The 24,804-nt window shown below is 54.5% G+C and carries 15 protein-coding genes and 2 riboswitches; of the genes, 7 read left to right on the plus strand and 8 right to left on the minus strand.

Annotated features, from left to right (window positions below):
• The first annotated feature begins 13 nt into the window (after positions 1–13).
• Both G340_RS0102170 and G340_RS0102175 read left to right on the plus strand, forming a co-directional pair.
• Positions 14–2,005 (plus strand): alpha-glucosidase, encoded by a 1,992-nt coding sequence (locus G340_RS0102170; protein ID WP_020072014.1) that lies wholly within the window; start codon positions 14–16, stop codon positions 2,003–2,005.
• A gap of 127 nt (positions 2,006–2,132) precedes the next feature.
• Positions 2,133–3,476, plus strand: coding sequence for a fucose isomerase (locus tag G340_RS0102175; protein ID WP_020072015.1), 1,344 nt, complete (start codon positions 2,133–2,135; stop codon positions 3,474–3,476).
• A gap of 712 nt (positions 3,477–4,188) precedes the next feature.
• On the opposite strand, the gene G340_RS0102180 is transcribed toward G340_RS0102175, so the two are convergent.
• Together G340_RS0102180 and G340_RS0102185 are read right to left on the minus strand one after the other, a co-directional pair.
• A complete protein-coding gene (locus tag G340_RS0102180) occupies positions 4,189–5,865 on the minus strand; it encodes a formate--tetrahydrofolate ligase (protein ID WP_020072016.1) in 1,677 nt (558 codons plus the stop codon).
• 395 nt (positions 5,866–6,260) lie between these two features.
• Positions 6,261–6,881 (minus strand): HutD/Ves family protein, encoded by a 621-nt coding sequence (locus G340_RS0102185; RefSeq protein ID WP_020072017.1) that lies wholly within the window; start codon positions 6,879–6,881, stop codon positions 6,261–6,263.
• Positions 6,882–7,124: 243 nt separating this feature from the next.
• Between G340_RS0102185 and ftcD the strand changes: the two genes are divergently transcribed.
• Together ftcD and G340_RS0102195 are read left to right on the plus strand one after the other, a co-directional pair.
• Positions 7,125–8,018 (plus strand): glutamate formimidoyltransferase, encoded by an 894-nt coding sequence (ftcD, locus tag G340_RS0102190; protein WP_020072018.1) that lies wholly within the window; start codon positions 7,125–7,127, stop codon positions 8,016–8,018.
• A 28-nt stretch (positions 8,019–8,046) separates the two neighbouring features.
• Complete coding sequence (locus G340_RS0102195; RefSeq protein WP_020072019.1) at positions 8,047–8,670, plus strand: cyclodeaminase/cyclohydrolase family protein; 624 nt, start codon at positions 8,047–8,049, stop codon at positions 8,668–8,670.
• Between the two features lie 105 nt (positions 8,671–8,775).
• Here G340_RS0102195 and G340_RS0102200 read toward each other — a convergent pair whose 3' ends face one another.
• A complete protein-coding gene (locus tag G340_RS0102200; protein WP_326522297.1) occupies positions 8,776–9,090 on the minus strand; it encodes a hypothetical protein in 315 nt (104 codons plus the stop codon).
• A 1,507-nt stretch (positions 9,091–10,597) separates the two neighbouring features.
• Here G340_RS0102200 and hutH point away from each other — a divergent pair.
• Both hutH and G340_RS0102210 read left to right on the plus strand, forming a co-directional pair.
• On the plus strand, positions 10,598–12,127 hold the full coding sequence (gene hutH, locus G340_RS0102205) for a histidine ammonia-lyase (RefSeq protein WP_020072021.1): 1,530 nt from the start codon (positions 10,598–10,600) through the stop codon (positions 12,125–12,127).
• 470 nt (positions 12,128–12,597) lie between these two features.
• A complete protein-coding gene (locus G340_RS0102210) occupies positions 12,598–13,902 on the plus strand; it encodes a Na+/H+ antiporter family protein (protein ID WP_020072022.1) in 1,305 nt (434 codons plus the stop codon).
• A 680-nt stretch (positions 13,903–14,582) separates the two neighbouring features.
• Here G340_RS0102210 and thiC read toward each other — a convergent pair.
• The 5 genes from thiC to G340_RS0102240 form a co-directional block, all read right to left on the minus strand.
• Positions 14,583–15,896: a phosphomethylpyrimidine synthase ThiC gene (thiC, locus tag G340_RS0102220; protein WP_020072024.1), complete on the minus strand. Its 1,314-nt coding sequence runs from the start codon at positions 15,894–15,896 to the stop codon at positions 14,583–14,585.
• Between the two features lies 1 nt (position 15,897).
• Entirely contained in the window at positions 15,898–16,710 is an 813-nt protein-coding gene (gene thiD, locus G340_RS0102225; RefSeq protein WP_020072025.1) for a bifunctional hydroxymethylpyrimidine kinase/phosphomethylpyrimidine kinase, read from the minus strand.
• Between the two features lie 59 nt (positions 16,711–16,769).
• Positions 16,770–16,868: riboswitch (TPP riboswitch) on the minus strand.
• 147 nt (positions 16,869–17,015) lie between these two features.
• Positions 17,016–17,115, minus strand: a riboswitch (TPP riboswitch).
• A gap of 77 nt (positions 17,116–17,192) precedes the next feature.
• The gene (locus G340_RS0102230) at positions 17,193–18,317 is read right to left on the minus strand and encodes a 5-methyltetrahydropteroyltriglutamate--homocysteine S-methyltransferase (protein WP_020072026.1); all 1,125 of its coding nucleotides are present in this window, start codon (positions 18,315–18,317) and stop codon (positions 17,193–17,195) included.
• Positions 18,318–18,595: 278 nt separating this feature from the next.
• Positions 18,596–19,384, minus strand: a complete 789-nt coding sequence (locus G340_RS0102235; RefSeq protein WP_033402147.1) for a hypothetical protein — start codon at positions 19,382–19,384, stop codon at positions 18,596–18,598.
• Between the two features lie 183 nt (positions 19,385–19,567).
• A complete protein-coding gene (locus G340_RS0102240) occupies positions 19,568–22,582 on the minus strand; it encodes an AAA family ATPase (protein ID WP_020072028.1) in 3,015 nt (1,004 codons plus the stop codon).
• 196 nt (positions 22,583–22,778) lie between these two features.
• Here G340_RS0102240 and G340_RS0102245 point away from each other — a divergent pair, with 196 nt between their 5' ends.
• Positions 22,779–24,800, plus strand: a complete 2,022-nt coding sequence (locus G340_RS0102245) for a urocanate hydratase (RefSeq protein WP_020072029.1) — start codon at positions 22,779–22,781, stop codon at positions 24,798–24,800.
• The last annotated feature ends 4 nt before the right edge of the window (positions 24,801–24,804 follow it).

Genomic DNA, 24,804 nt, shown 5'->3' on the forward strand with positions numbered 1-24,804 from the left:
TGAGGCACAAATCATGCAAGCCTGTTGGAATCATACCTCCTGGATTCTGCGTCATAACGATACCATTCTGCTCGAGTCCTCGCCGCAGCGGCCGATGATCTATGTGGGAGTCGGGCAGGAAAGCGTTGAGATGTACCGCGGCAATTTCAAAATAGAGGATTACTTATTGGAACGAATGCCACTTCGCGTCACCGTGGCCGAAGCAACGGATTCCGGCTGGACACTGGATTTGGAAGGGCGGCTTCGCGTTCAGGTGATGCTTCAGGGCGAGCTTGCGGAGCTGTCTTTTGAACAGCTCGATCCGGCCATCAACCGTTTTTGGCTGCGTGTGTGCGCCGACGCAGACGAATCCTGCTACGGCTGCGGCGAGCAGATGTCTTATCTGAATCTGCGCGGCCGGCACTTTCCCCTGTGGACGTCTGAGCCCGGCGTGGGACGCGACAAAACAACCTATATCACCTGGCGCTCCGACGTGGAGAACAAGGCCGGGGGCGACTATTACAACACCAACTACCCGCAGCCCACCTACGTTTCGTCCCAGAAATACTACCTGCACGCGGACTGTACCGCCTACGCAGATTTCGACTTTCGGAACGCGCTGTTCCACGAGCTGCAGTTCTGGGCGGTGCCAAGCCGCGTTCGCATTGAAGCCGCCGACAGCTGGGAGAACCTGCTGTATCTGCTCAGCGAATTCTTCGGCCGCCAGCCGCTGCTGCCCGACTGGATTTACAACGGCGTGATTCTCGGCGTGCAGGGCGGCACCGAACGCGTCTTTTCCCTTGCGGAGCGCACTTTGCAAAGCGGCGTTCCCCTGGCCGGAATCTGGTGCCAGGACTGGGCTGGGAAGCGCGAAACCTCGTTTGGCAGACGGCTGCAGTGGGACTGGAAGCTCAATGAGAAGATGTACCCCGGCCTGCCGGAAAAAATCCGCGAATACAAGGAGCGCGGCATCCGTTTTCTGGCTTACAACAACGGATATCTGGTGAACGATGGCGAGCTGTATCAGGAAGCAAAAGCAAAGGGCTATCTCGCTCTTGCCGCGGATGGCAGTGATTATCTGGTGGATTTTGGCGAGTTTTACTGCGGCGTAGTCGACCTGACAAATCCCGAAGCCTTTGAGTGGTACAAAGACTGTATCAAAAAACAGATTCTGGCTCTGGGAATCGACGGCTGGATGGCCGATTTCGGGGAATATCTGCCCACCGACGTCAAACTGTTCAACGGCGTTTCCCCCATGCTGGAGCATAATCACTGGCCCGCTCTTTGGGCGCGCTGCAATTATGAGGCGGTCGCGGAAAGCGGAAAGCTCGGCGAAGCCGTGTTCTTTATGCGCGCCGGAGCCACAGGCTCGCAAAAATACTGCCCACTGCTCTGGGCCGGGGATCAATCCGTGGATTTCAGCAGGCACGACGGCCTTGGCACCACAATCACGGCCGCATTGAGCGCGGGAATGTGCGGCTGCGGGCTCAGCCACAGCGACATCGGCGGTTACACATCGCTGTTCGGCAATCGGCGCACCAAGGAGCTGTTCCTTCGCTGGGCGGAGATGGCGGTGTTCACCCCCGTGATGCGAACACACGAGGGCAACCGCCCCGATGAAAATTTTCAGGTATATGACGACGAGGACGCACTCCGGCAATTCGCCCGGCTTGCCAAAATCCATGTGGCGCTGAAGCCTTACCTCACACAGCTTGTGGAGGAAAACGCGGCGCGCGGCCTGCCTGTACAGCGCCCGCTGTTCGTGCATTATCCAGAAGATCGCGCGGCCTATCAAATCCAGACGGAGTATCTGTTCGGCCGCGAGCTTCTCGTCGCCCCGGTTCTGAAAAAAGAGGCCTGCAAATGGCGGGTATACCTGCCGCAGGACAGCTGGGTGCATTTGTGGAGTAATACGGAGTTCGGCGGCGGAGAGCATCTTGTTGACGCGCCGATAGGCTGCCCGCCCGTGTTTTATCGAAAAGAAAGTGAGTACAAGCGCTTGTTCCGCGGGCTGGCAGAGCTGTAATGCAGCATTCACAAGCCGGTACGAAGTGATTTTTCCCGGGAAAAAGTCTGCGGGGGAACGGTACAATCCGCGGGCACGAAGCATCTATCGCGCACAATCGCAAGGACCAACGAAAGGTGGAATTGTTATGTCGGAATATCAGGTGGCCTATTTGCCCATTGGGGTGCCCACGTTTCATCTGGAAAGCGCTCAATCCGAATTTGAAAAATCAGTCGGACTGCTCACTTCTTTATCGACTCAGGTGGTGTGTCCGCAGAACATGCTGCTGACGATCGAGGAGCTGAACGCGTTTTTGGATACGATCTCTCCCCAGCTTTTGATCATCCAGAATATCACCTTTGCCAATGCGGCCTACGCAAGCCAAATTCGCTTTCGCTTCTCCTGCCCCACCCTGCTGTGGACGCTGCGGGAACCGGTGATCGACGGCGGGCGGCTGCGCCTGAATTCTTTAACGGGCGCCTATTCCGCCGCAAACGCCATGCGCGCACTGGGCGACGATCGATTTTCATATGTATTCGGCGCGCCCGAGGAGGAAGCGGTAATTCATCAAATCCGCGCGTTCCTGCGTGCCGGGAAGGTTTACCACAAGCTCCACTCGCTGAAAATGGCGGCGGTGGGCCATACGCCCCAGGGCTTCGGCTTTGGCCGCGCACTCGATTCGGAGCTGCTGCACACCTTTGGCGTTACGCTCGAATCCATTGAAACGCGCGAGCTGATGGAAAAGGCCGTGAGCTACACGGAGGAAGAATGCGCTGACTGCCGCAAAGCCGCCGAGCAGGCCATGGTGGGGCTGGAAAACACGCCCGCCCAAAACCGCGACGCATTTGTGCGGCTGTACAAGGCCTATGACGACTATGTAAAAGCAAACGGGATCGGCGCGCTTTCTTCGCGCTGCTGGCCGGATTTTTTTACCGCCTATGGCACGCCGGTATGCTCCGTTCTGGCGCTGCTGAACGACAATCTGGTTGCCGCCAGCTGTGAATCGGATGTTTACGGCGCGCTGTCGATGTACATCGGCACCCAGCTGACTGGTCTGCCGACCTTTTTCGGCGATCCCGTTTCTCTGGATGAAGCGGAAAACACCATTACATACTGGCACTGCGGCACTGCCGCCTGCTCTTTGGCCCGCACGGACACCGGCGCGCAGGTAGGGGTTCACCCGAACCGGAAGATCGGCCCCACGATGGAATTCGGATGCAGGCCGGCAGAGCAGGCAACGGTTTTTCGCGTGGGCCGAAAACCGGACGGAACCTTCCGGCTGTTGATTCTGCCGGGCCGCGCGCTTGATAAGCCAAAGCAGTTCTGCGGAACCTCTGTGGTGGTACAGCCGAAGGCCGACGCTCTGCGTGTGGTGGAAAGCAGTGTAAAAGCCGGTTGGGAGCCGCACTTTACCATGATTTACGGAGATGTAAAAGACGAGCTGCTGGTGCTGGCCGATATGCTCCGACTTGAAGCAGAAGTATATGAATAAAGCGTCTTTCGATTTAAAAAAGAACAGCAGAAAGCGGTCAGGGCGAATGCCTTGACCGCTTTCTGCTGTGATAGAGTCTGAATTTAACAGAGTACCTCTGAACTTATGTTGCGGAGAGCGTTTTGAGGTATCAGCGATTTCCCCCATGCTGGAACAAATCTTCCATTCCGACAAAGACCTCCGCCGTCATCGTAATCCCCAGCTTATAGCAATGCTATAATATTTACGCAGCATTTGCTTTCGGGCATTTGTTGGTTGGGGGAAGCGGTGCCTTGCTTTGTGGGTTGGACGCCGCTTCCTTTTATTTTTCTTTGAGGTTACACAAGTTGGAATAGATCAGCTTAATACCAGCCCGTATCACCTCTGACCTCGACATCTTTGTCATTTTACAGCAGTAGTCAAGTGTTTCCAGCTCTTTGTTCGTCATCCTCGTTTCCACTTTTTGCTGCCGCGCATTACCAGATGGGGGCCGACCTGTGCGTGGACTCAAATTATCACCTCACTTATCGTCCTGACAATAATATATTATATTGTTGTATGGACGATAAGTCAATATAATTTTATTAAAAATTTCTTATTATAAAACTGTCTGCTGACACAAAGCCCCCTGCATTCTTCCATAAAGAATGCAGGGGGCTTGACATTCGTAAAAACAAAGCGCCGCCCCGGCGCAAATGGTGCCGGGGCGGCAAAAATGAGTGAGAAATACGGATTAGAACAACCCGGAAATGCGGCCGTTTTCATCCACATCGATGTTCTCGGACGACGGCTTCTTCGGCAAGCCGGGCATCGTCATCACGTCGCCGGTCAGAGCGACGATGAATCCGGCGCCCGCGGATACCTTCAGGTTCCTGACGGCGATCTCGAAGCCTTCGGGAGCGCCCAGAGTCTTCGCGTCATCGGTAAAGCTGTACTGTGTTTTCGCCATGCAGATCGGCAGATTGCCAAAGCCAAGCTGCTCGAGCTGCTGCGCCTGCTTCACGGCCGGGCCGGTCAGTACGGCGCGGCTGCCGTGGTACACTCTCTGCACGATCGCGTTGAGCTTTTCTTTGATCGACAGCTCGGCGTCGTACACATAGCTGAAGTTGTTCGGGGCCTCGCACAGACGAATGACCTCTTCCGCCAGCTCTACGGCGCCGGCGCCGCCCTTTGCCCAAACCTCGCTGAGGGCGACCTCAACGCCCAGCTCTTTGCACTTACTGCGGATCAGGTTCAGCTCGGCTTCGGTATCTGTTGGGAAACGGTTGATGGCGACCACGCAGGGCAGGCCGTACACCTTTGTGACGTTCTCCACATGGCGGAGCAGGTTGGGCATACCCTTCTCCAGCGCCTCCAGATTCTCGTTGTTCAGGTCAGGCTTTGCAACACCACCGTGATGCTTGAGCGCGCGGGCCGTCGCGACGATAACCACCGCGCTGGGAGCAATGCCCGCCATGCGGCATTTGATATCGAGGAATTTCTCCGCGCCCAGGTCGGCGCCGAAGCCTGCCTCCGTAACGGCATAATCGCTCAGCTTGAGCGCCATGCGGGTCGCCATGAGGGAGTTGCAGCCGTGGGCAATGTTCGCGAACGGGCCGCCGTGGATGAAGGCCGGGGTTCCTTCCAAAGTCTGCACCAGATTCGGCTTGATCGCGTCCTTGAGCAGAGCGCACATCGCGCCCTCTGCCTTGAGCTGAGCCGCGGTGACGGGCTCTTCGTTGTAAGTATAGCCGACGATCATTTTGCCAAGGCGCTCTTTCATGTCGCTGATGGAAGAGGACAGGCACAGAACCGCCATGATCTCGGAGGCAACGGTGATGTCGTAGCCGTCTTCACGGGTAACGCCGTTGGTACGCGGGCCAAGGCCGTTCACAATGCTGCGCAGCTGGCGGTCATTCATATCGACAACGCGCTTCCAGGTAATGCGCTTGGGGTCGATGCGCAGCTCGTTGCCCTGATAAATGTGGTTATCCAGCAGAGCGGCCAGCAGGTTGTTCGCCGCGCCGATCGCATGGAAATCTCCGGTAAAGTGCAGATTGATGTCCTCCATCGGTACTACCTGGGCATATCCGCCGCCGGCCGCGCCGCCCTTTACGCCGAATACCGGGCCAAGGGAGGGTTCGCGCAGAGCGACAATCGCCTTTTTGCCGATTCGGCGCAGGCCGTCGGTCAGGCCGACGCTCGTGGTGGTCTTTCCCTCACCCGCGGGAGTCGGGTTAATCGCCGTGACTAAAATCAGTTTGCCGTCCGGTTTGTCCGCCAGATCGCTCAGGAGCTTATAGTCCACCTTTGCCTTGCCCCGTCCGTACACCTCCAGATATTTCTCGTCGATGCCCGCGGTCTTTGCGATGTCCCGAATGTCTTTTGCTTCGTATTGCTGTGCAATTTCAATATCAGATAAAAAGCCCATTGTTACAATTCCTCCTGATCCATTTATAAATTCGGCCCCCGAACGCCGTCATAGCCGCCACACACGGCCTGCCGGGCGTTTGAAACCACTCTTTATTCCAAAATACCACACCGAATTCCTCGTTACAATAACCAAATGACCGCAAAACGTCCAATTTGACGATAATAAGACGAAAAGCCATAGGGATTCCAGACGCTAAAACCGTCAAAAACCCAGCGGACATCCCGTTTTTAAGAGAAACCGAGGTATTTCAAACGAACTGCTCCGGCTCTTTCCTTACGTCGAAAACAAAAGGCTCATGTTCAGAAATCCGCGCCAAAAAGGACGAATACAGCCAAACGGGCAAGTTCCGGGGGTGGAAACGTACTCATTTTCAATCGATGGGAACGCGAATGTCAGGAAAGAAAAGACACCTGCGCCACCATCAGCCGAACGGGGGAATCCCCCTTGTTCCGAATTTTCACAGCTACGGTGGGCGCGCCGGCCTCCGTTTGCAGACGGGCTGCGTCGCGCGGTGAAAGAGCGACGGTCTCCCCTCCTGCACCGAGCTCAGCGGCTCCCTGCACACACCAGCACAGCAGAACGCTGCGGCCCGGTTCGCCGCTTTGGCAGCAGAATTCCGCAGTCTGCCCCACGCCGACAATCAACGCAAACGCATTGCCCCGGCAGACGCCCTTTCGGGTCATCAGATTATAATCCACAACCTTTCCGCGGCTGCGGGTCTCCCACGCGCCGTCAAACGCGGCGCATTCCAGCTCCCGCAGAATTACCGGCGTTTCGCTTCCCTCATAAAAAAGGGAAAGCTCCCCCTCTACCGGCGCGATGATCCGGTCATAATCCGGCAGAGAGGTAAAGTTTGATTCCTCAAGCTCCACCGTGGCTGAGCTCAGCCGAAAATGAAAGCTGCGGTCGGCATACAGCGCGCCGGGCGGGTCGATGGCGATCTGCGTTGTTTTCCCGCCAGACCACTCGCTCACCACAAAATCCTGCGGTGTGATCTTCTCCAGTTTTGTCATTTTGTCCCACTCTCCTTCTGTAAAACAATGTGAATAAAGACGCTTTTCTCACACTATATCCGCTCTCTCGTCTAATAAACGTCACAAAGGAGGGCGTTCCATCGAAAAAGCCGGTTTCGGTGGTTGCACTTGCCGAAATCTTCTATTATGATTGTTTTGTAGCCGATTCCGTTGCCGGATTCCCGTTCTCAGCGCGGATTCATCCACCATAAAAATTTCAACATAGAAACGGAGCCGATCATTATGATGAACAAAATTCTGGAATGTGTACCCAACTTCAGCGAAGGACGCGACCTGGAAAAGGTTGAGAAAATCGTCTCCTCTTTCCGCGGAAAAGAAGATGTAAAGCTGCTGGACTACAGCACCGATAAAGACCACAACCGCTGCGTCGTCACCGTAGTGGGCGAGCCCGAAGCGGTGCGCGACGCAGTGATCGAGGCCATTGGCGTTGCCACCGAGCTGATCGACATGACCAAGCACGAGGGCCAGCACCCCCGCATGGGCGCAACCGACGTGGTTCCCTTCATCCCCGTGCGCAACTGCACCGTAGACGAAGCCAACGAGATCGCCAAACAGGTCGGCGCCGCCATCGCGGAGAAATTCGGCGTGCCGAGCTTCCTGTATGAGAAGTCCGCTACCGCTCCCCACCGCGAGAATCTCTCCGAGATCCGCAAGGGCCAGTTCGAGGGCATGCCCGAGAAGATGAAGGATTCCAAATGGAAGCCCGACTTCGGCCCGGATCACATTCATCCCACCGCCGGCGTAACCGCGATAGGCGCCCGTATGCCCCTGGTTGCCTTTAACATTAACCTCGACACCCCCAACCTCGAAATCGCCACCCAGATTGCCCGCAAGGTTCGCTTCATCGGCGGCGGCTTCCGGTTTGTCAAGGCGATGGGCGTTATGCTCGAGGACCGCAACATTGCTCAGGTCTCCATGAATCTGACCGACTACACCAAATCCGCCGTGTACCGCGTATTTGAAACCGTTAAGATGGAAGCCCGCCGTTACGGCGTCAACGTGGTAGGCAGCGAAGTGATCGGCCTGGTTCCCATGGCCGCTCTGATCGACTGCGCAGAGTATTACCTGCAGATCGAGAACTTCAACATGGATCAGGTTCTGGAAACCCGCCTGTAAGCAATCAATTTTGGAGGGAAACATACCAATGGAAATGAAAAATATGACCCTTGAGGTCTTTTGCGCCACTACCGCCTCCAACGAGCCCGCGCCCGGCGGCGGGAGCGTTGCTGCTCTGGCCGGCGCACTGGCCGCCGCCTTGGCGGAAATGGTAGCCCAGCTGACCATCGGCAAAAAAGGCTATGAAGAGGCCGCGGACGAAATGAAGGCGATCATCCCTGAGGCTGCGGCGCTGCGCGCGGAGCTTCTCGATGAGATCACCCGTGACAGCACCTCCTTCAACGCTTATATGGAAGCGATGACTCTGCCGAAGGACACCGACGAGCAGAAGGAAGTTCGCCGCAGCGCAATGCAGGAGGCTTTGAAAAAGGCCGCCGAGGTGCCGCTGCATGTTGCCGTAACCGCGGCAAAGATTATGCCGATGGCCGCCACTATGGTGAAAAAAGGGAATGCCAACGCCGTAACCGACGGCATGGTGGCCGCGATGATGACCCGCACCGCAGTGCTGGGCGCTCTGCTCAACGTGAAGATCAACCTCGGCTCCATTAAGGACGAAGCGTATGTAGCGGATATGAAGGCAAAAATCCACGAGATTGAAACCGCTATCATCCGCGATGAAGCCGCCGTTCTGGCAGCCTCGCCCCTGAAATAGGAAGCGTCTCCTCTCAAAGGCACCGAACAGAAGAAGTGAGCGACAGGAACGGTCTGAGAAATCAGGCCGTTCCTTTTTGCGGTCTTAAAAGCACATCCAATAATCTTACCAGTGGTCTGTAATCTTTTCCGTTTCATACCGATTATCCCCTTTGGCTTCCTCATAGCGCCACCCGGTATCGGTTTTCGCAAGAATCTGGTCGGGATACTGAAGATTCAGCGGAACGTCCGACGGGGAATCATAGAACCCCGTGTAGGAAGAGGATGGAGCCAGACCAAAGCCGCCGCACAGAAACTCGACCACTTTGCTGTCGGAATGATAGACGATCTCCCAAACGCCGGAGACAGAAGCGCCCTCCGCGCTTCCGCGCTCTATGACGGAGGAAGCAACCTCTGTCAGCTGCGCTTCGTTATTTTTCACCCGGGAGACAATGGCCCCTTTGCTGCTGGGATACCAAACCGATACAAGGGAAATGCTGATGAGCAAACAAACCGTAAGAAACAGGATTGGGATCGGATGCCTCCGGATAAAAGCTTTCATCGTGAATTCCACCTCTTGATTTTCCTGTCATTTCCATAGTACCGTTATCATACCACAGACGCGCCGATCGTTCCACCCTCAAAAAGCCTGCGCGGGCTGTGATCGTTTTGACGCAAAACGCTGCCGTCAGGCCAATTTTCGACGCATAAAATCAACCAAAGTTGTTTCTGAAAACAAAAACAAGGCGTTTGCTCCTTTCCTTTTTTAAGAGTGCAAACTAGCAAAGAAGAAAGGAACCGTTCCATATTTTGATAAAAAACCAGCTATATCAGGATTATTTCGGCTCTAAAATGAAATGATGCCCTTTCCTATTTTTCATTTTTTCATATAATCTTTATTTACAGCTCCGAAAGAGCAATATTCAAAACTTGCTTTTGTAGAATATTCTACCCATATCGTCAACTTTCGAGCATATTTTTAATTTTTTTGATAGAATTTGAAATTTTTTCGGGAAAATAAAGCCATTTTCTTATTTTCAAACTATATGGTTCGACGCAGGAAAAATCAGGGAAAAGACACGTTCCCCCAGAAAACCCAGTCAGAATGCGCATTCTATTGTTTGCTAGCAGATTAGCACAGTAAAATTCCATCTTATTTCCGTCTTATTCATAAAAGCAAATTAAGGCTCAACAAAGAGAGACAAGCGCCGTTTTTCTCCCTGATCATAGCGGAAATACTTGCGGCATATAATAAAATAGACGGACAAGTCTCTGGGAATTCCAGAAAAAAAACGGCATTTTTCCCCGTTTAGAGGCTTCCCGATATAGCCTTCGATTCACTCAAATTCGCGCGTTTTAAATTGAGTTTAGTACGGTGATTCATTAGCTTGCTACCAAATCATTCAAATAATGAAATAAAGCAAATTTGGAATATTTAAGTCAAAAACACAGGTGTGAAAACCTGCGCTTTTTTCATTCCGTCTAAGAAATAAATCCACCCGGGTTAAGTGGGCAAAAGCCGCATTATATCTGGTTTTTTTAAGGATTTTGAGGCATGAAATTCCACCTGTCAGAATCACAACTTTTTTCTATTGATCAATCTTTTCAATTTTTTCACCTTTGTCCCCTTCTCTTTTGTGTCTTTTCCCCGTAAAATAAGAGTGAGCGTAAATTCGAGGCCAACAATCCGGGGTTCGACTACCCCGAAATCATGATCTTTTTTGATTCATTTTGTCGGTTTTGATGATTTATTCCGGTTTGCGATCGTTTTTACCCAAGTTTGTTCCTTTTTGGTCTGCCTCTGTAATTCAGCAATTTTTGCAGCCTGTTTTTTAGTAAAACCAGAGGATTCACTTAGACGTTTCTTTGACATGCGGCGATGTATAATCTGGTCAAATGATTTGTGTGAGTTGCATTGAAACCAAAATGGTAAAAGGAGATTGTACATTATGAAAACTGTTATTTTGACCGGCCAGGATCTGACCCTGGAAGAATTTGCGCTGGTTTGCCGCGAGGACGTGCCTGTTGCCTTATCGGAGCAGGCAAAACAGAATATCATCGATTCCCGCAAGGTTGTGGACCAGATCGTTGACGAGGATCGCGTTGTATACGGCGTGACCACCGGATTCGGAAAGTTCAGCGACGTCGTCATCAGTTGCGACGAATGCAAGCTGCTGCAGAAGAACCTGATCATTACTCATGCGGTTGGCGCCGGCAATCCGTTCCCGCGCGACGCGGCCCGCGGTATGCTGCTGCTCCGCATCAACAATATGGCAAAGGGCTTTTCCGGCTGCCGTATGGAAGTGGTAGACGTTCTGATTGAAATGCTCAACAAGGGCGTTACCCCTCAGATTCCCGAGAAGGGCTCTTTGGGCGCTTCCGGCGATCTGGCCCCCCTGGCGCACATGGTTCTGCCGATGATCGGCCTCGGCAAGGCGGAGTACAAGGGCGAAATTCTCGACGGCGCCGAAGCGATGAAGCGCGCGGGCATCCCCGTTGTGGAGCTGAGCGCAAAAGAGGGTCTGGCCCTGATCAACGGCACTCCCGCAATGACCTCTACCGGAGCTTTGACCGTCTATGACGCTCTGGAGCTGCTGAAGGTTGCCGATGTTGCCGCTGCTTTGAGCTTTGAAGCACACAACGGCGTAATCGATGCCCTTGACGAGCGCATCCATGTGATCCGCTCCCACAAGGGCCAGTTGGACACGGCCAGAATTTTGCTGCAGCTGCTCAGCGGCAGCAAAAACACCACCCATCAGGGCGAGATCCGCGTTCAGGACGCCTACTCCCTGCGCTGTGTGCCGCAGATTCACGGCGCGAGCAAGGACGCCATCAACTTTGTCAAGCAGAAGGTCGAAATCGAGATCAACTCGGTTACCGATAACCCGATTATTTTGAAGGACACCATGGAGGGTATCTCCGGCGGCAACTTCCACGGCCAGCCGATGGCGCTTCCCTTTGATTTTCTGGGAATCGCGATCGCGGAGCTTGCGAATGTTTCCGAGCGCCGCATCGAGCGCCTGGTAAACCCCGCGCTGAGCGGCCTGCCCGCCTTTTTGACCAAGGACGGCGGCGTAAACTCCGGCTTTATGATCGTTCAGTACTCCGCCGCTGCTCTGGTTTCTGAAAACAAGGTTCTGGCGCACCCCGCCAGCGTTGACAGCATTCCCTCCTCCGCAAACCAGGAGGATCACGTCAGCATGGGCACCATCGCGGCGCGCAAGGCCCGCGAGATTCTGGGCAACGCCCGCCGTGTTCTGGCAATGGAGCTGATGTGCGCCTGCCAGGCAATCGACATGCGCGGCGACAAGGGCATGGGCGCAGGCACGAAACCCGCCTACGACACCATTCGCTCTCTGGTGAGCAAGCTGGAGGAGGATCGCCCGCTGTATGAGGATATCAACCTGTGCGAAAGCGCCATCATCGACGGCAGCCTGATCTCGCATGTAGAAGAAGGCGCCGCGAAGATCGAGCTGTAATTCATAGAAAGAACAAACCTGAGCGCCGCCGGCAGTTCTGATCCAGCGCGAGAGCATTCCCCGTAGGAGTCCGGAGTTTGGGCGGAGATGGTTCGGCGCACAATGAATTGATTTGGCGCTTCCCAAAACTGTTGTTTTGCTCTTGATGGGTCGCCCGAAAGAACGGGCGGTGTTCGGTTTTTTCTTAACCCCCATGGTTCGTGCGGATAGCTCCCGCGGCGAATGAGATTCACAGCATACACAAAAACGCAACGAAAGGGGAAATGAAACGCACTGTTCACGCTGTGTTTGCTGACCGGCCGCAGCCTTGCGAAAAGGCCCGTGCCGGAGCTGAGAAGGCTTACCTTTTGCTTTCTCGGTTTGTGCTCTGTGAATCCTCATACTGCCAACGGGGCTTGTGGCATAAAGAGGGGATGTTTTCTGTATTGGTTTTACAGTGTTTCCCTTTATTAACAAGAGGAGGTTATTTTATGGTTTTAACAAACCCGGTACTCATTGCCGTAGTTGTACTGCTTATTTTGTGCTTCTTGAGAGTGAACGTTCTGCTGGCTCTGTTTGTCTCTGCCGTTACCGCTGGTCTGGTTGCAGGCATGGACGTCTCGACGACAATGACGACCTTTATCACCGGCATTGGTGAGGACCCCGAAACGGCCCTGTCTTATGTGATGCTGGGCGGTCTGGCCGCCACCATCAGCTACACGGGTGTTTCTGATATTCTGGCGGTTAAAATCGCCAAGCTGGTCAACGGAAAATCACTGGTATTCGTCTTTTTCCTGGGCTTTATTTCCTGCTTCTCGCAGAATCTGATTCCTGTACATATCGCTTTCATCCCGATTCTGATTCCGCCGCTGCTGATCGTTATGAATAAGATGAAGATCGACAGAAGAGCTGTGGCCTGCGCCCTCGCGTTTGGTCTGCGCGCTCCCTATGTCGCTATTCCTGCCGGATTCGGTTTGATTTACCACGGCATCATTTCAAACAACATGAGCAAAAATGGCATGGAAATCGACAAAATGGATGTTTGGCGTTACACCTGGCCCCTCGGCGTTGCCATGCTGGTCGGCTTTGTTCTGGTCGTTTTGTTCTTGTATCGCAAGCCAAGAGAGTACAAGAACGTGGAAGGCTTCGCGGTTGATCTGGATACCGTTGACACCACCATGACCTTTAAGCACTGGGCTGCGGTGATAGCCGCCGTCGTCACCCTGGTGATTCAGCTGGTTTGGGGCTCCCTGCCGCTGGGCGCTCTGGTCGGTTTGGCCATTATGTTTCTCACCAAGGCGGTCAAATGGGCCGACATGGATAAGATCATTGACGAAGGCGTTCAGCTCATGGGCTTCATCGCATTTGTTATGCTGGCCTCCAACGGCTTCAGCGCCGTACTCCGCGACAGCGGCGGCGTTGACCAGCTGATTCAGAGCTCTTTGGGCTTCATCGGCGGCAGCAAGCTGCTCGGTGCGTTCGTCATGATGCTCGTCGGCATGTTCATCGTAATGGGCACCGGTACTTCTTTCGGTACCGTTCCTGTGCTGGCGGTTCTGTATGTACCGCTTTGCGCACAGCTGGGCTTCAGCGTTGGCGCAACCACGCTGCTGATTGCCGCCGCTGCTACCATCGGCGATACCGGCTCCCCTGTTTCCGACACCACACTCGGGCCGACGGCCGGACTCAACGCGGACGGACAGCACGACCACATTTGGGATACCTGCGTACCAACCTTCATCGCATCCGATATTCCAATCTTTATTTTGGCAATCGTTGCTCCCCTCTTGATGTGATCGGGATTCTCAAAACAAACGGAGCGCCGTGGAAATTTCCGCGGCGCTCTTTCTTTATTGGGAAATCCTTTCTCCCCTCGAAAGGCAAGGGGAAACTGAATTTAAACTGCCGTAATCCTAAACGATTTTGAAAGAATTCTTGCAAGAGATTTAAAAGGTGTTATGGTGCGGATAGTTCATCAATCAGGAGAGATTTTTATGACTTATGAAATAGAACCTATATCGGCAGGCCGGGCTATGGCGATGCGGCGCACCGGCCCATACGGCCCGGGCAACCACGCTCTGATGGAACCCTTCAAGGAATGGGTCAGGTCCAATGGCCTGTTCACCGAATAGGCAGTCATTCTGGGGATGTCACAGGAGGACCCCCAGACCACACCGCCGGAACACTGCCGCTGTGACGTCTGGAAAAATATGTGCCGGCAAAGCTGCAAAAGCATCTGTGTGAAATCTGCGTCCCGGTGTGAATGTACTTTTCCGTACAAATCATCCATCAGCAGCCCCGTCCGCAGCGTTCTGTGGACGGGGCTGCTAACAGGGGGATGGTCTCCGCGTTGATGCCGCCGATCACAACCATCGGAAGGCTCACGGCGGAACGGCTTTTTCGAGCGAACACCCTCCAAAATGCCCTCGACCCGCTCTAGCCATTTTTTGAGTCATGCCATATCTTCCCCTTCGTTTTATTTGCTCTCGGGCATCAGTTCGACGTCGAGCCCCTCAAGAATCCGGTTCATGGTGCGCACGGCGCACATCTTCCCACACATGGAGCAGCTGTGCTGATCCTCCGGCGGGACACTCTCAAAATAAGCCCTTGCCTTCTCCCCGTCGAGCGCGAGCGAAAAGGTTTCTTCCCAGTCCAGCCGCCTCCTGGCTTCGCTGATGCGGTAATCCGCCTCGCGCACGTGTTTGATCCCTTTGGCGATATCTGCCGCGTGGGCCGCGATTTTGGACGCGATGATGCCCTCCTTCACGTCGGAGAGATCGGGCAGGCGCAGGTGCTCCGCGGGGGTGACATAGCAGAGAAAATCCGCTCCGTTCGCCGCGGCGATCGCCCCGCCGATCGCGGAGGTGATGTGGTCGTACCCGGGGGCGATATCTGTCACCAGCGGCCCGAGCACGTAAAACGGTGCGCCGTGACACAGCCGCTTTTCGAGCTTCATGTTGGCGGCGATCTCATCCATCGCCATGTGGCCGGGGCCCTCTACCAATACCTGCACGCCGCGCTCCCACGCACGTTTGGTCAGATTGCCAAGCTCCGTCAGTTCGGCGATCTGAGAAGCGTCTGTTGCGTCTACGATACTGCCGGGGCGCAGGGCGTCGCCGAGGCTGATCGTGACGTCGAATTCGTGCAGAATATCAAGCAGCTCGTCGTAATGCTCGTAGAACGGGTTTTCGTTCCCGGTCATTTTCATCCACGCGAACAGCAGCGAGCCGCCGCGCGAAACAATATTCATCTGGCGCCGCTCCCGCATAAAAATCTCCACGGCGCGGCGGTTAAGCCCGGCGTGAATCGTCATAAAATCCACACCCTCCTCCGCGTGGGCGCGCACCACCTTCAGAAAATCCTGCGCCGTGATCTCTTTCAAATCCTTTTCCAAATACCCCACCGCGTCGTAAACCGGCACGGTGCCTATCATGGCGGGGGAGGTTTCGATCAGCTTCTGCCGGAATTCATGTGTCTTGCCGTAGTTGCTCAAATCCATAATGGCTTCGGCCCCGAAGCGTTCGGCAAGGCGAACCTTATCCATCTCGACCCGGTAATCCACACAGTCGCCGGAAACGCCAAGGTTGACGTTGATCTTCGTGCGAAGCCCCTTCCCCACACCGTGCGGACGCAGCACCGTATGCCGCACGTTGGCCGGGATGACAACCTGCCCGCCGGCTACCAGCTCCAAAAGCTCCTGCTCCGCCATAGCCTCTTCCTGCGCAACCTGCTGCAGCTCTTTTGTGACAATTCCCTTGCGGGCGGCGTCCATTTGTGTTTGAAATTTCATTTTAGTTCCCCTCTTTTCCCTGTAATCCGTTCTGATAAAGATCGTAAAAATGATGCGTGGGGCCGCAGCCCTTGCCAATCGCGAGCGAATGGCGGATCGCGGCGGTAACATACGCCTTTGCTTCTCGTACCGCATCCCCCATGGGGTAGCCCAGCGCCAGATTGCAGGCGATGGCGGAGGAATACGTACAGCCCGTGCCGTGCGTGTTTTTGGTCTGGATTCGCGTTTCGCTGAATTGGTAAAAGCACTCGCCGTCGAACAGGATATCCAGCGCGTCGCCGTCGGCGTGGCCGCCCTTTACCAGAACGCCCTTCGCCCCCATGGCGTGGATTTTCTTCGCCGCGCGCTCCATATCCTCCGCTGAGTGAATCGCAAGCCCGGTGATCGTTTCCGCTTCGGGAATATTGGGCGTGAGCAGATCGGCCAGCGGCAGGATTTCGCGGATCAGCGTATCCATCGAATCCGGCTGCATCAGGGGGCAGCCGTTTTTTGCCAGCATCACGGGGTCGATCACCACATTGTTCGGGCGGTACTCGCGCAGCTTTTCCGCCACGGCCAGCATACAGTCGGATTTGGAGAGCATGCCGACCTTTACCGCGTCTGTGCCGATGTCCTGAAACACGGCGTCGATCTGCTTCCCGATTATATCGGGCGAAATGTCCTGCACGCCGAGAACCTCGCACGTATTTTCCGCCACCACGGAGACGATCACGCTCATGCCGAAGGTGCCGTGCGCCGCAAAGGTTTTCAGGTCGGCCTGAATTCCCGCGCCGCCGCTGCAATCCGAGCCGGCTATGGTCAAAAGCTTTTTCATAGTAATCCCCTTTCTCTCCTTGAAACAAAAAAGATGCCTGCCGACTTGGCAAGCATCTGTTCGATCGATGTTTTGCTTCCCTACGCCAGTGTTAACTAACAGGTTCAAAGGGTCAGGTTTTACCTTCTCAACTCCGAAGAGTCCCCCCGCAACAGATTCAATTGTGAATGGTCTTTTTCTTTAAAACATCCCTGGAGCTTTCTTTCTCCCGCCTACGGCGGGAGAAAGAAACGGTTGGTTTTATGGATACACCATTTTAAAATGAAACAAAAAAGTGCTTTCCCTTAAGAAGGAAAGCACCGATTGTTCGATCTCTGTTTGCTTCCCTGCGCCAGTGTTAACTGACAGGTTCAAAGGGTCAGGTTTTAACCTTCTCAACTCCGAAGAGTCCCCCCGCAATCTATTCGATTACTCATAACTTAGCACGTATTTTCTTTTGTGTCAATACCAAATGGGAAAATATACAGTCAGCCGATTTGGAATCAGCCCCATACCTCGTTTGCAATTTCACGTACCAGACGCAGCTTTGCCCACTGCTCTTCTTCCGTGACTTTATTGCCCTCTTCGGTAGAAGCAAAGCCGCACTGGGGGCTCAGGCACAGACGATCCAGCGGTACAAACTGCTCTGCCTCGCGGATTCGTTTGATGACTGCTTCCTTATCCTCCAGCTTGGGGGATTTGGATGTAATCAGGCCCAATACAACAAGCTTGTCGCTGCTGACATACTTTAACGGCTCAAAATCGCCGGAACGCTCATCATCGAATTCCAGATAATACGCATGCACATTCTCGTTTGCAAACAGTTCTTCGGCCACGGCGGCATAGCCTCCGCTGGCAGCCCAGGTAGAATGATAGTTGCCGCGGCAAACATGCGTTGTAATGGTCAGATCCTCCGGCAGATTCGCGATCGCAGCGTTATTCAGGCGGATATACAGCTTTTTGAGATCATCCGCACTTGCAGTACCGTTTGTTCTGGTCGCCCAGTATTTTGCGTCGCAGAGCATCCCCCAGGTGCAGTCGTCCAGCTGAAGACTGCGGCAGCCCTCTTGATACAGCGCCAGAATGAAATCGTTATAAGCCTTTGCAAGGTCGCGGTACAGCTCTTCGCGGTCAGGATATACCTGATCCAGATGCTGCTCGTTCTCGCCGCGCACCAGCTCTGCCAGAAACTGAGCCGGAGCGGGGATTGTCTGGCGGGTGAGTACCCTGCCGCCCACTGTCTCTTTTAAAAAGCGGTAGTGTGCGAGAAACGGGTGACTCTGAAACCGGATTTTTCCGCTGACTCTTGCGGAATCTGCGCGGGTTTCTTCCGCGTGGAACAAATAGCCGCGGCTCATCGTAACGTGATCGATGCCGTCAAATCCCCACATGAAATCCAGATGCCAATAGCTGCGGCGGAATTCACCGTCTGTAATGGACTGTAACCCTACTGCGATTTCTTTTTCCACCAGCTCGCGGATGCAGTCGTCTTCCACCTTTTGAAGTTCTTCTTCGGAAATACTGCCGGCTTCCAACTGCTTTTTGGCCTCTTTCAGGCGTTCCGGTCTTAAAAAGCTGCCTACAATATCTGCGCGAAAGGGCGCATGTTTTCTCTCTGTCAGACTCATATGGAAACTTCCTTTCTCGAATCGGTTGTTATCATTTGCGGTTTTTTATGGTGCAAGTATACCATAGAAATCTGTGTTTGTATAATACATATCTGTTTTGACTTGATATAGTTTCAAACTATATCTTCATCTCACTCTGCTTATTTGTCTTGAATAGAAAGCAATGGTCACAATCAGATTCCTTCTTTCTAAACCGGCAACAAAAAGAATTTGTAAGCCCAAGAAAAGCCCGCCGACGGCGCAAGGCCGTCGGCGGGCTTTTGGAATACAGGGAAAAATCAGAATTCCGGCAGAGTAACGGCGATTTCTTCCGACAGGCTCACCGGGCCGCCCATGCGGCAGCGGACAATTCTGCCGTTTTCGACGGCGGCGGCAGCCTCGATCACGCCGCCGGGCTGGTGCAGGCGGAAACGATGCTCGCCGTCGCCCCGCTGCAAAGCCAGAAACACCGCGACCGCCATGGAACCGCTGCCGCAGCTGCTCTCCCAGATCAGGGAATCCGTGTCGCACACATACACAACGGGCACCATGTTTTCTCCGTTCAGGAAAAGAATTCCGTAGGCGCTGGCGGGCGCGGCGGCCTGAACGGTGCGGAGCAGCTCCCGCACAAACGCCTCCTCCTTGGCCTCCCCGGGAACGATGGCATGCACAATGCCGTCAAAGCAGACGGCGCTGTATTCCCGGCCGTCAAACGGAACCCGAATGGTCGCGGCAGGCAGAGGCATTTCCGTTTCGCACCGGCCGCCCTCCCGGTCAATCCGCACGGTAAGGGGCTGCTCGGCGCCGCTGACCTCTACCGTTACGGTATCGGGGTTTCCCGGCAGTTGTGTGCTGAGCAGGTACCCAAAGCTGCGGGTCGCGTTGCCGCAGAACTCGCCGCCCATCATCTGAATGCGGCCCTGTGCTCCCATGCGCGGCGGCACCTGAAACGCTACCTGCTCCGCGCGGTACTCCTCCATGGACAGCAGCTTTGCCGCAACGGGGGCATACTGCTCCGGCGGCACATCGCCGAGTACAAAAATGGTGATATTGCCTGCGGGATCGGCTACTCTGATCGAAAACTTCACTCGAAAGCCCCTTTCCTGCATACCGGTCACTCCCCGGTATGATCTTTTGCCCTTACAGCAAGGTGAAAACAGCGCGGATCGGATTTCGTTTTGTCCCCTCGCCAAGGCCGGGGACAAAACGCTTATCTTTTCGGATTCGATTTGTATTTGCTACAGCATACCATGTGCGCGTCTTTTTTCCATTTAAATTGTCATATCCGCCAGCTCCAGCGGCAGGTATAATTCATAGGCCCCCGGCAGGTGCCCCATGTGTTTTTCGGCGTTTGCGCAGCACGCTTCATAGCCCTCCGGAATCACGTCCGTAAACTCCTCGGGATAGTTCTTGATCAGGATCGCCTTGATCCGCTCCAGAATGCCCAGGGACATGGGCGAGGCCAGTATCTGCGCATGCCGTTCGGCCTCCGCGAGCAGGAGCTTGGAATCCTTAAAATTCCCCTCGGCGGCGTACAGCAGCGCGCAATAGGATTTGGTGATGCCGCGCCCTACCAGAATGCTGGAGGCGTCGTACAGCTTATTCGCGGTAAAGAAACGATCGGCCGCCTGCTCTTTTTTGCCCATTGCGAGCAGCGCGCGTGCCTGATTGGAATAGAAGGTGGGGTTTTTGGGATATTTGCGGTCGCTGCAGATTTCCAGCGCGCGGTCGTAATATTCCAGCGAGTGCTCAAAATTCTGCTGCTTGCGCTCCAACTCGCCCAGGTAATTATAGCAGGCCGCGAGATTCAGCACGTAGTTCTGAGCGTCCAGCGACGCGGATTCAAACCGGTTGATCGCCTGATTCAGCTGCTCGCGGCTTTCGTCGTAACGGCCGCACATCAGCAGGTACAGCCCGTACAGCCGGCATTCGATCGCGTAATCGATCCCAAGGCGATTCTCCTTCGCGATCTCCATACTCTTCTGAATGTTTTCGCACATCAGCCCGGTGTCCCCCACCTGAATCCCGTAGAAGGTGAGCTGGCGCAGGCAGGCAATGTGCATCTGCGGGTGCTCCTCCAGGTATTCGGCATGGCTCAGGCTGCGGTGAATCGCGTCGAGCCCCTTTTTGTACTGCCCCTGCGAAATGCAGTATTTGCCGATGACAAGATACAGCCATGTTTCCATCTCAGCAAAATCCAGCGCGTTCGGCTGGTAGTTGTACAGGCGAACCAGCTCCGCCGTCAGCTCGTCGAAATACTTGGTGAGCTGCTTCGGCGCCTTCAGTGCCGAATCCTTCTGCAATTGCAGAATCGGGTACAGCTCGTAGTTAAAGCGGGAGTAATCCGAAAGGCTCAAAATCTTATACTGCAGCACCTTGGCGTCGTTGCCCGCCTGCGCGTAGTGGTAGATCACGCGCTGGTACCAGCTGTTGTTGCGAACCAGCTCGGCCGCCTCCTCATAATAATTGGCGACGCGGGCGTGCAGCAGCCTGCGCTTGGAGGGCGAAAGCTGCGAATGGACGAAATCCTGCATTTTCGCGTGGCGGAACTGGAAGCGGATCTGCCCATCCGACACTTTTTCGCGAATCAGGCTGCGCTGCTTGAGATCATCCGTCAATTCTATGATTTCCAATGTATTGCGGTTGAAGATATATTCGACGATATCGAGCGTGATGGATTCGGGGCAGACCGAGATGGTGTCGAGCAGCTGCCGCGAATCGGTGGAAAGCTCCTCCAGCCGGGCCAGCAGAATATCCTGCGGATTCGTCGGCATGTGTACGCCGGATGCGCCCGCATCCTGCGTCAGGTAGCTCATAAGCAGATCGAGGAAAAAGCCGTTGCCCTCCGAATCCTGATAAATGTGGCGGATGATCTGGTCGTTCAGAGCGTCCGGCCCCAGGCGGTCGACGAGAATATCCTTGACCACCTGCTCGCTGAAGGGCTCCAGCAGAAGCTGTGTGGCGAATTTTTCGCGCAGCAGGGCATTGATCTGCTTTTGCAGCTGCGGGGGCTGTACATCCAGGCAGGTGCAGATGCACATAATATTGGGGTTGCGCTCGCGGATAATCAGCGAAAGCAGCTCGAGGCTGAGGTTATCCATAAACTGGATGTTGTCGAAAAACAGGATGATCGGCGTCTCCTCCCCCACAAGAGAAAACAGCTTGAGCACGCTGTTGCGGGTGGTGCGGTAGTTGTAAGAGATCATGATGTCCTCCGGCACCTGCACCGAAAGAGGCCGGTCTCCGAACAGCGGGAACAGCGTGTTGATGTGGTTCATGTAGTTTGCGGGAACCGAAATGTTGTGGCTGCGAATGTATTGATCGAGCTGCAGCATAATGGTGTTCCAGGGCTGGAGGATAAACTCCCGCTCCTCCTGAAAGCAGATGGTTTTCAGCACGATGCAGGAATCCTCGCCGATGCTGTCGAAAAAATGATTGATGAGGTATGTTTTCCCCACGCCGTTGTCGCCCAGAACAAAAATGGCCGTGGGGGTTCCCAGCAAAAACGAGCGGTACGACTTCATCAGGTACTGCATCTCTTCCTTGCGGCCAATCACGTGCACCATCGGCTGCTCGGGCTCCTCGGTGCTCGACTGCGTCCACGCGCTGAGCAGCTCGCGGTGCAGCTGGGCGAGCTCGTTGCACGGCGCGATGCGCAGCTCGGCGTTGAGCAGCTTGCTGATGTTCTGGTACACCTTAATCCCCTTATAATACAGGCCGTTTCTCTGGTAGCATTCCATCATCAGCTGATAGACGCGTTCGTCCAGCGGGTCTTTCTTGACGTATTTGGCAAACAGCGATTCCGTCTCGGGAACATCCTTGCCCGCGGCGTGAATCATGCTGTCGTACAGTTGGCGCAGATAATACTCCTTGAGCTCGGTGCGCTCCATATCCAGCCAGTTTTCAAACGCGTCCGCGTTCTTCAGGCTGAAGCCCTGCATCAGCTCGCCATCGCACAGCGAGAAATCGCAGTTCTTCATGAAATTGTCGTAATCGATGTCGTAGCTGAGCTCGGGGTTCAGCGTAAGCAGGTGCTTTTTCGGCGAAACGATCAGTTCCAGATCAAACGTCTTTTTAATGGTATAAAGCGTGTGGCGCAGATTCTTTTTGGCAACCTGCGAATCGTCGGAATCCCACAGCAGATTCGCCGCCTGTTCCCTTGAAATCGTCTTTTTCAGGGCCAGGCAGTACAGCAGCGCTTCCGCCTTTTTAAATGGAAGCAGAACCTGCTGTCCGTCTAACAAAACTCTTGGTGTCTGCAAAAGCTCAAAAGAAATAGTCGGCATAACGGAAACCCTCTTTCTCATATTCAACAAAAAAACAGAACGAATCGGCTTAATTTTCTCCTATAAATTTAATTATACACGATTTCTCATCAAAAAGCATCTATGAATTCAAATTTTTTTGAGTCGGCATCGCATATTATAGACGTTATTTAGACAGCGCTGTGCTACTATATAGTTGCAAAGGAGGTTCTACCACATGAACAATATTGAGATCGGTAATGCTATGACAATCAAACTCGACCCCGTTCTGCCGGAATATCCCACCTTTAAAGAGGGGGTTCGCCGCGCGCCGAAGCGTGAATTGACCTTGAACGAAAGAGAGATCAAGCTCGCTCTGAAAAACGCGCTGCGTTATATTCCGGAAGAGCTTCACGAGCAGCTTGCTCCGGAGTTTTTGGAGGAGCTGATGACACGTGGCCGCATTTACGGCTATCGCTTCATGCCGAAGGAGCGCATCTACGGCAAGCCCATCGACGAATACAAGGGCAACTGCGTAGAGGGCAAGGCGTTCCAGGTCATGATCGACAACAACCTGGACCATGCTGTCGCTCTGTACCCCTATGAGCTGGTCACCTACGGTGAGACCGGCCAGGTCTGCCAGAACTGGATGCAGTATCAGCTCATCAAAAAATATCTGGAAGCGCTGACTGACGAACAGACGCTTGTTATGATGTCCGGCCACCCGATGGGCCTGTTCAAGTCCCACAAGAACAGCCCCCGCGTCATTATCACCAACGGCCTGATGATCGGTATGTTCGACAATCCGCACGACTGGGCCAAGGCCACCGCAATGGGCTGTTCCAGCTACGGCCAGATGACCGCCGGCGGCTGGATGTACATTGGGCCGCAGGGCATTGTTCACGGCACCTTCAACACCCTGCTCAACGCGGGCCGCAAGGTTCTGGGCATTCCGCAGGACGGCGATCTGAGCGGACACCTGTTTGTCACCTCTGGCCTGGGCGGCATGAGCGGCGCGCAGCCCAAGGCGGTTGAAATCGCCGGCGGCGTGGGCATTGTTGCCGAAGTGGATGCTTCCCGCATTGAAACCCGCCACAGCCAGGGCTGGGTCGGCAAGGTTGCCGAAACCATTGAAGACGCTTTTGCCTGGGCAAAAGAAGCCATGGAAAAGAAAGAGGTTCTCTCCATCGCTTATCACGGCAATATTGTAGATTTGCTGCAGTACGCCGTAGACCACAACATTCACATCGACCTGCTCTCCGACCAGACCTCCTGCCACGTGCCGTACGACGGCGGCTACTGCCCGCAGGGAATGACCTTTGACGAGCGCACTGAAATGCTGAATTCCGACAAGGAAACCTTCTGCAAGAAGGTGGACGAATCCCTGATCAAGCACTACCACCTGATTAAAACGCTGGTTGAGCGCGGCTCTTACTTCTTCGATTACGGCAATGCCTTTATGAAGGCCGTATTCGATGCCGGCGCGAAGGATATTGCCAAAAACGGCGTAGACACGAGCGAAGGCTTCATCTTCCCCTCCTATGTGGAAGATATCATGGGCCCGATGCTGTTCGACTATGGCTATGGCCCGTTCCGCTGGTGCTGCCTTTCCGGCAAGCCGGAGGATCTGCGCAAAACCGACCACGCCGCCATGTCTATTATCGACCCCAACCGCCGCGGCGCAGACCGTGATAACTATATCTGGATCCGCGACGCGGAGAAGCACAAGCTGGTGGTCGGCACCCAGTGCCGCATTCTGTACCAGGATGCGCTCGGCCGCCGCGACATCGCCCTGAAATTCAACGAGATGGTCAGAAACGGCGAAATCGGCCCCGTCATGCTCGGCCGTGACCACCACGACACTGGCGGAACCGATTCCCCCTTCCGCGAGACCTCGAACATCTACGACGGCAGCAACGTGACCGCAGACATGGCGATTCAGTGCTACGCCGGCAACGCGGCCCGCGGCATGAGCCTGGTGGCCCTGCACAACGGCGGCGGCGTGGGCATCAGCAAATCCATTAACGGCGGCTTCGGCATGGTGCTCGACGGCAGCAAACGAGTAGACGACATTCTGATGGCTTCGATTCCGTGGGATACCATGATCGGCGTGGCCAGAAGAAGCTGGGCCCGCTGCGAGCACTCCATTGAGACCGTTGCGGAATACAACCAGACCCGCCAGGGCCAGGATTATATCACCATGCCCTATATCGCCTCTGACGACCTGATCGACAAAACCTACGACAAAATCGTGAAATAAGAAA

The organism is Faecalispora sporosphaeroides DSM 1294, from assembly GCA_000383295.1.
In the GTDB taxonomy this organism is placed as follows: domain Bacteria; phylum Bacillota; class Clostridia; order Oscillospirales; family Acutalibacteraceae; genus Faecalispora; species Faecalispora sporosphaeroides.

What these genes read in the sequence shown, in the direction of transcription:
- G340_RS0102185 (WP_020072017.1), bottom strand. Translation starts at nt 6,881, where the DNA reads ATGACAAAACTGGAGAAGATCACACCGCAGGATTTTGTGGTGAGCGAG.
- G340_RS0102230 (WP_020072026.1), bottom strand. Translation starts at nt 18,317, where the DNA reads ATGAGTCTGACAGAGAGAAAACATGCGCCCTTTCGCGCAGATATTGTA.
- ftcD (WP_020072018.1), top strand. Translation starts at nt 7,125, where the DNA reads ATGATGAACAAAATTCTGGAATGTGTACCCAACTTCAGCGAAGGACGC.
- G340_RS0102195 (WP_020072019.1), top strand. Translation starts at nt 8,047, where the DNA reads ATGGAAATGAAAAATATGACCCTTGAGGTCTTTTGCGCCACTACCGCC.
- G340_RS0102210 (WP_020072022.1), top strand. Translation starts at nt 12,598, where the DNA reads ATGGTTTTAACAAACCCGGTACTCATTGCCGTAGTTGTACTGCTTATT.
- G340_RS0102175 (WP_020072015.1), top strand. Translation starts at nt 2,133, where the DNA reads ATGTCGGAATATCAGGTGGCCTATTTGCCCATTGGGGTGCCCACGTTT.
- G340_RS0102170 (WP_020072014.1), top strand. Translation starts at nt 14, where the DNA reads ATGCAAGCCTGTTGGAATCATACCTCCTGGATTCTGCGTCATAACGAT.
- G340_RS0102240 (WP_020072028.1), bottom strand. Translation starts at nt 22,582, where the DNA reads ATGCCGACTATTTCTTTTGAGCTTTTGCAGACACCAAGAGTTTTGTTA.
- thiD (WP_020072025.1), bottom strand. Translation starts at nt 16,710, where the DNA reads ATGAAAAAGCTTTTGACCATAGCCGGCTCGGATTGCAGCGGCGGCGCG.
- hutH (WP_020072021.1), top strand. Translation starts at nt 10,598, where the DNA reads ATGAAAACTGTTATTTTGACCGGCCAGGATCTGACCCTGGAAGAATTT.
- G340_RS0102245 (WP_020072029.1), top strand. Translation starts at nt 22,779, where the DNA reads ATGAACAATATTGAGATCGGTAATGCTATGACAATCAAACTCGACCCC.
- thiC (WP_020072024.1), bottom strand. Translation starts at nt 15,896, where the DNA reads ATGAAATTTCAAACACAAATGGACGCCGCCCGCAAGGGAATTGTCACA.
- G340_RS0102180 (WP_020072016.1), bottom strand. Translation starts at nt 5,865, where the DNA reads ATGGGCTTTTTATCTGATATTGAAATTGCACAGCAATACGAAGCAAAA.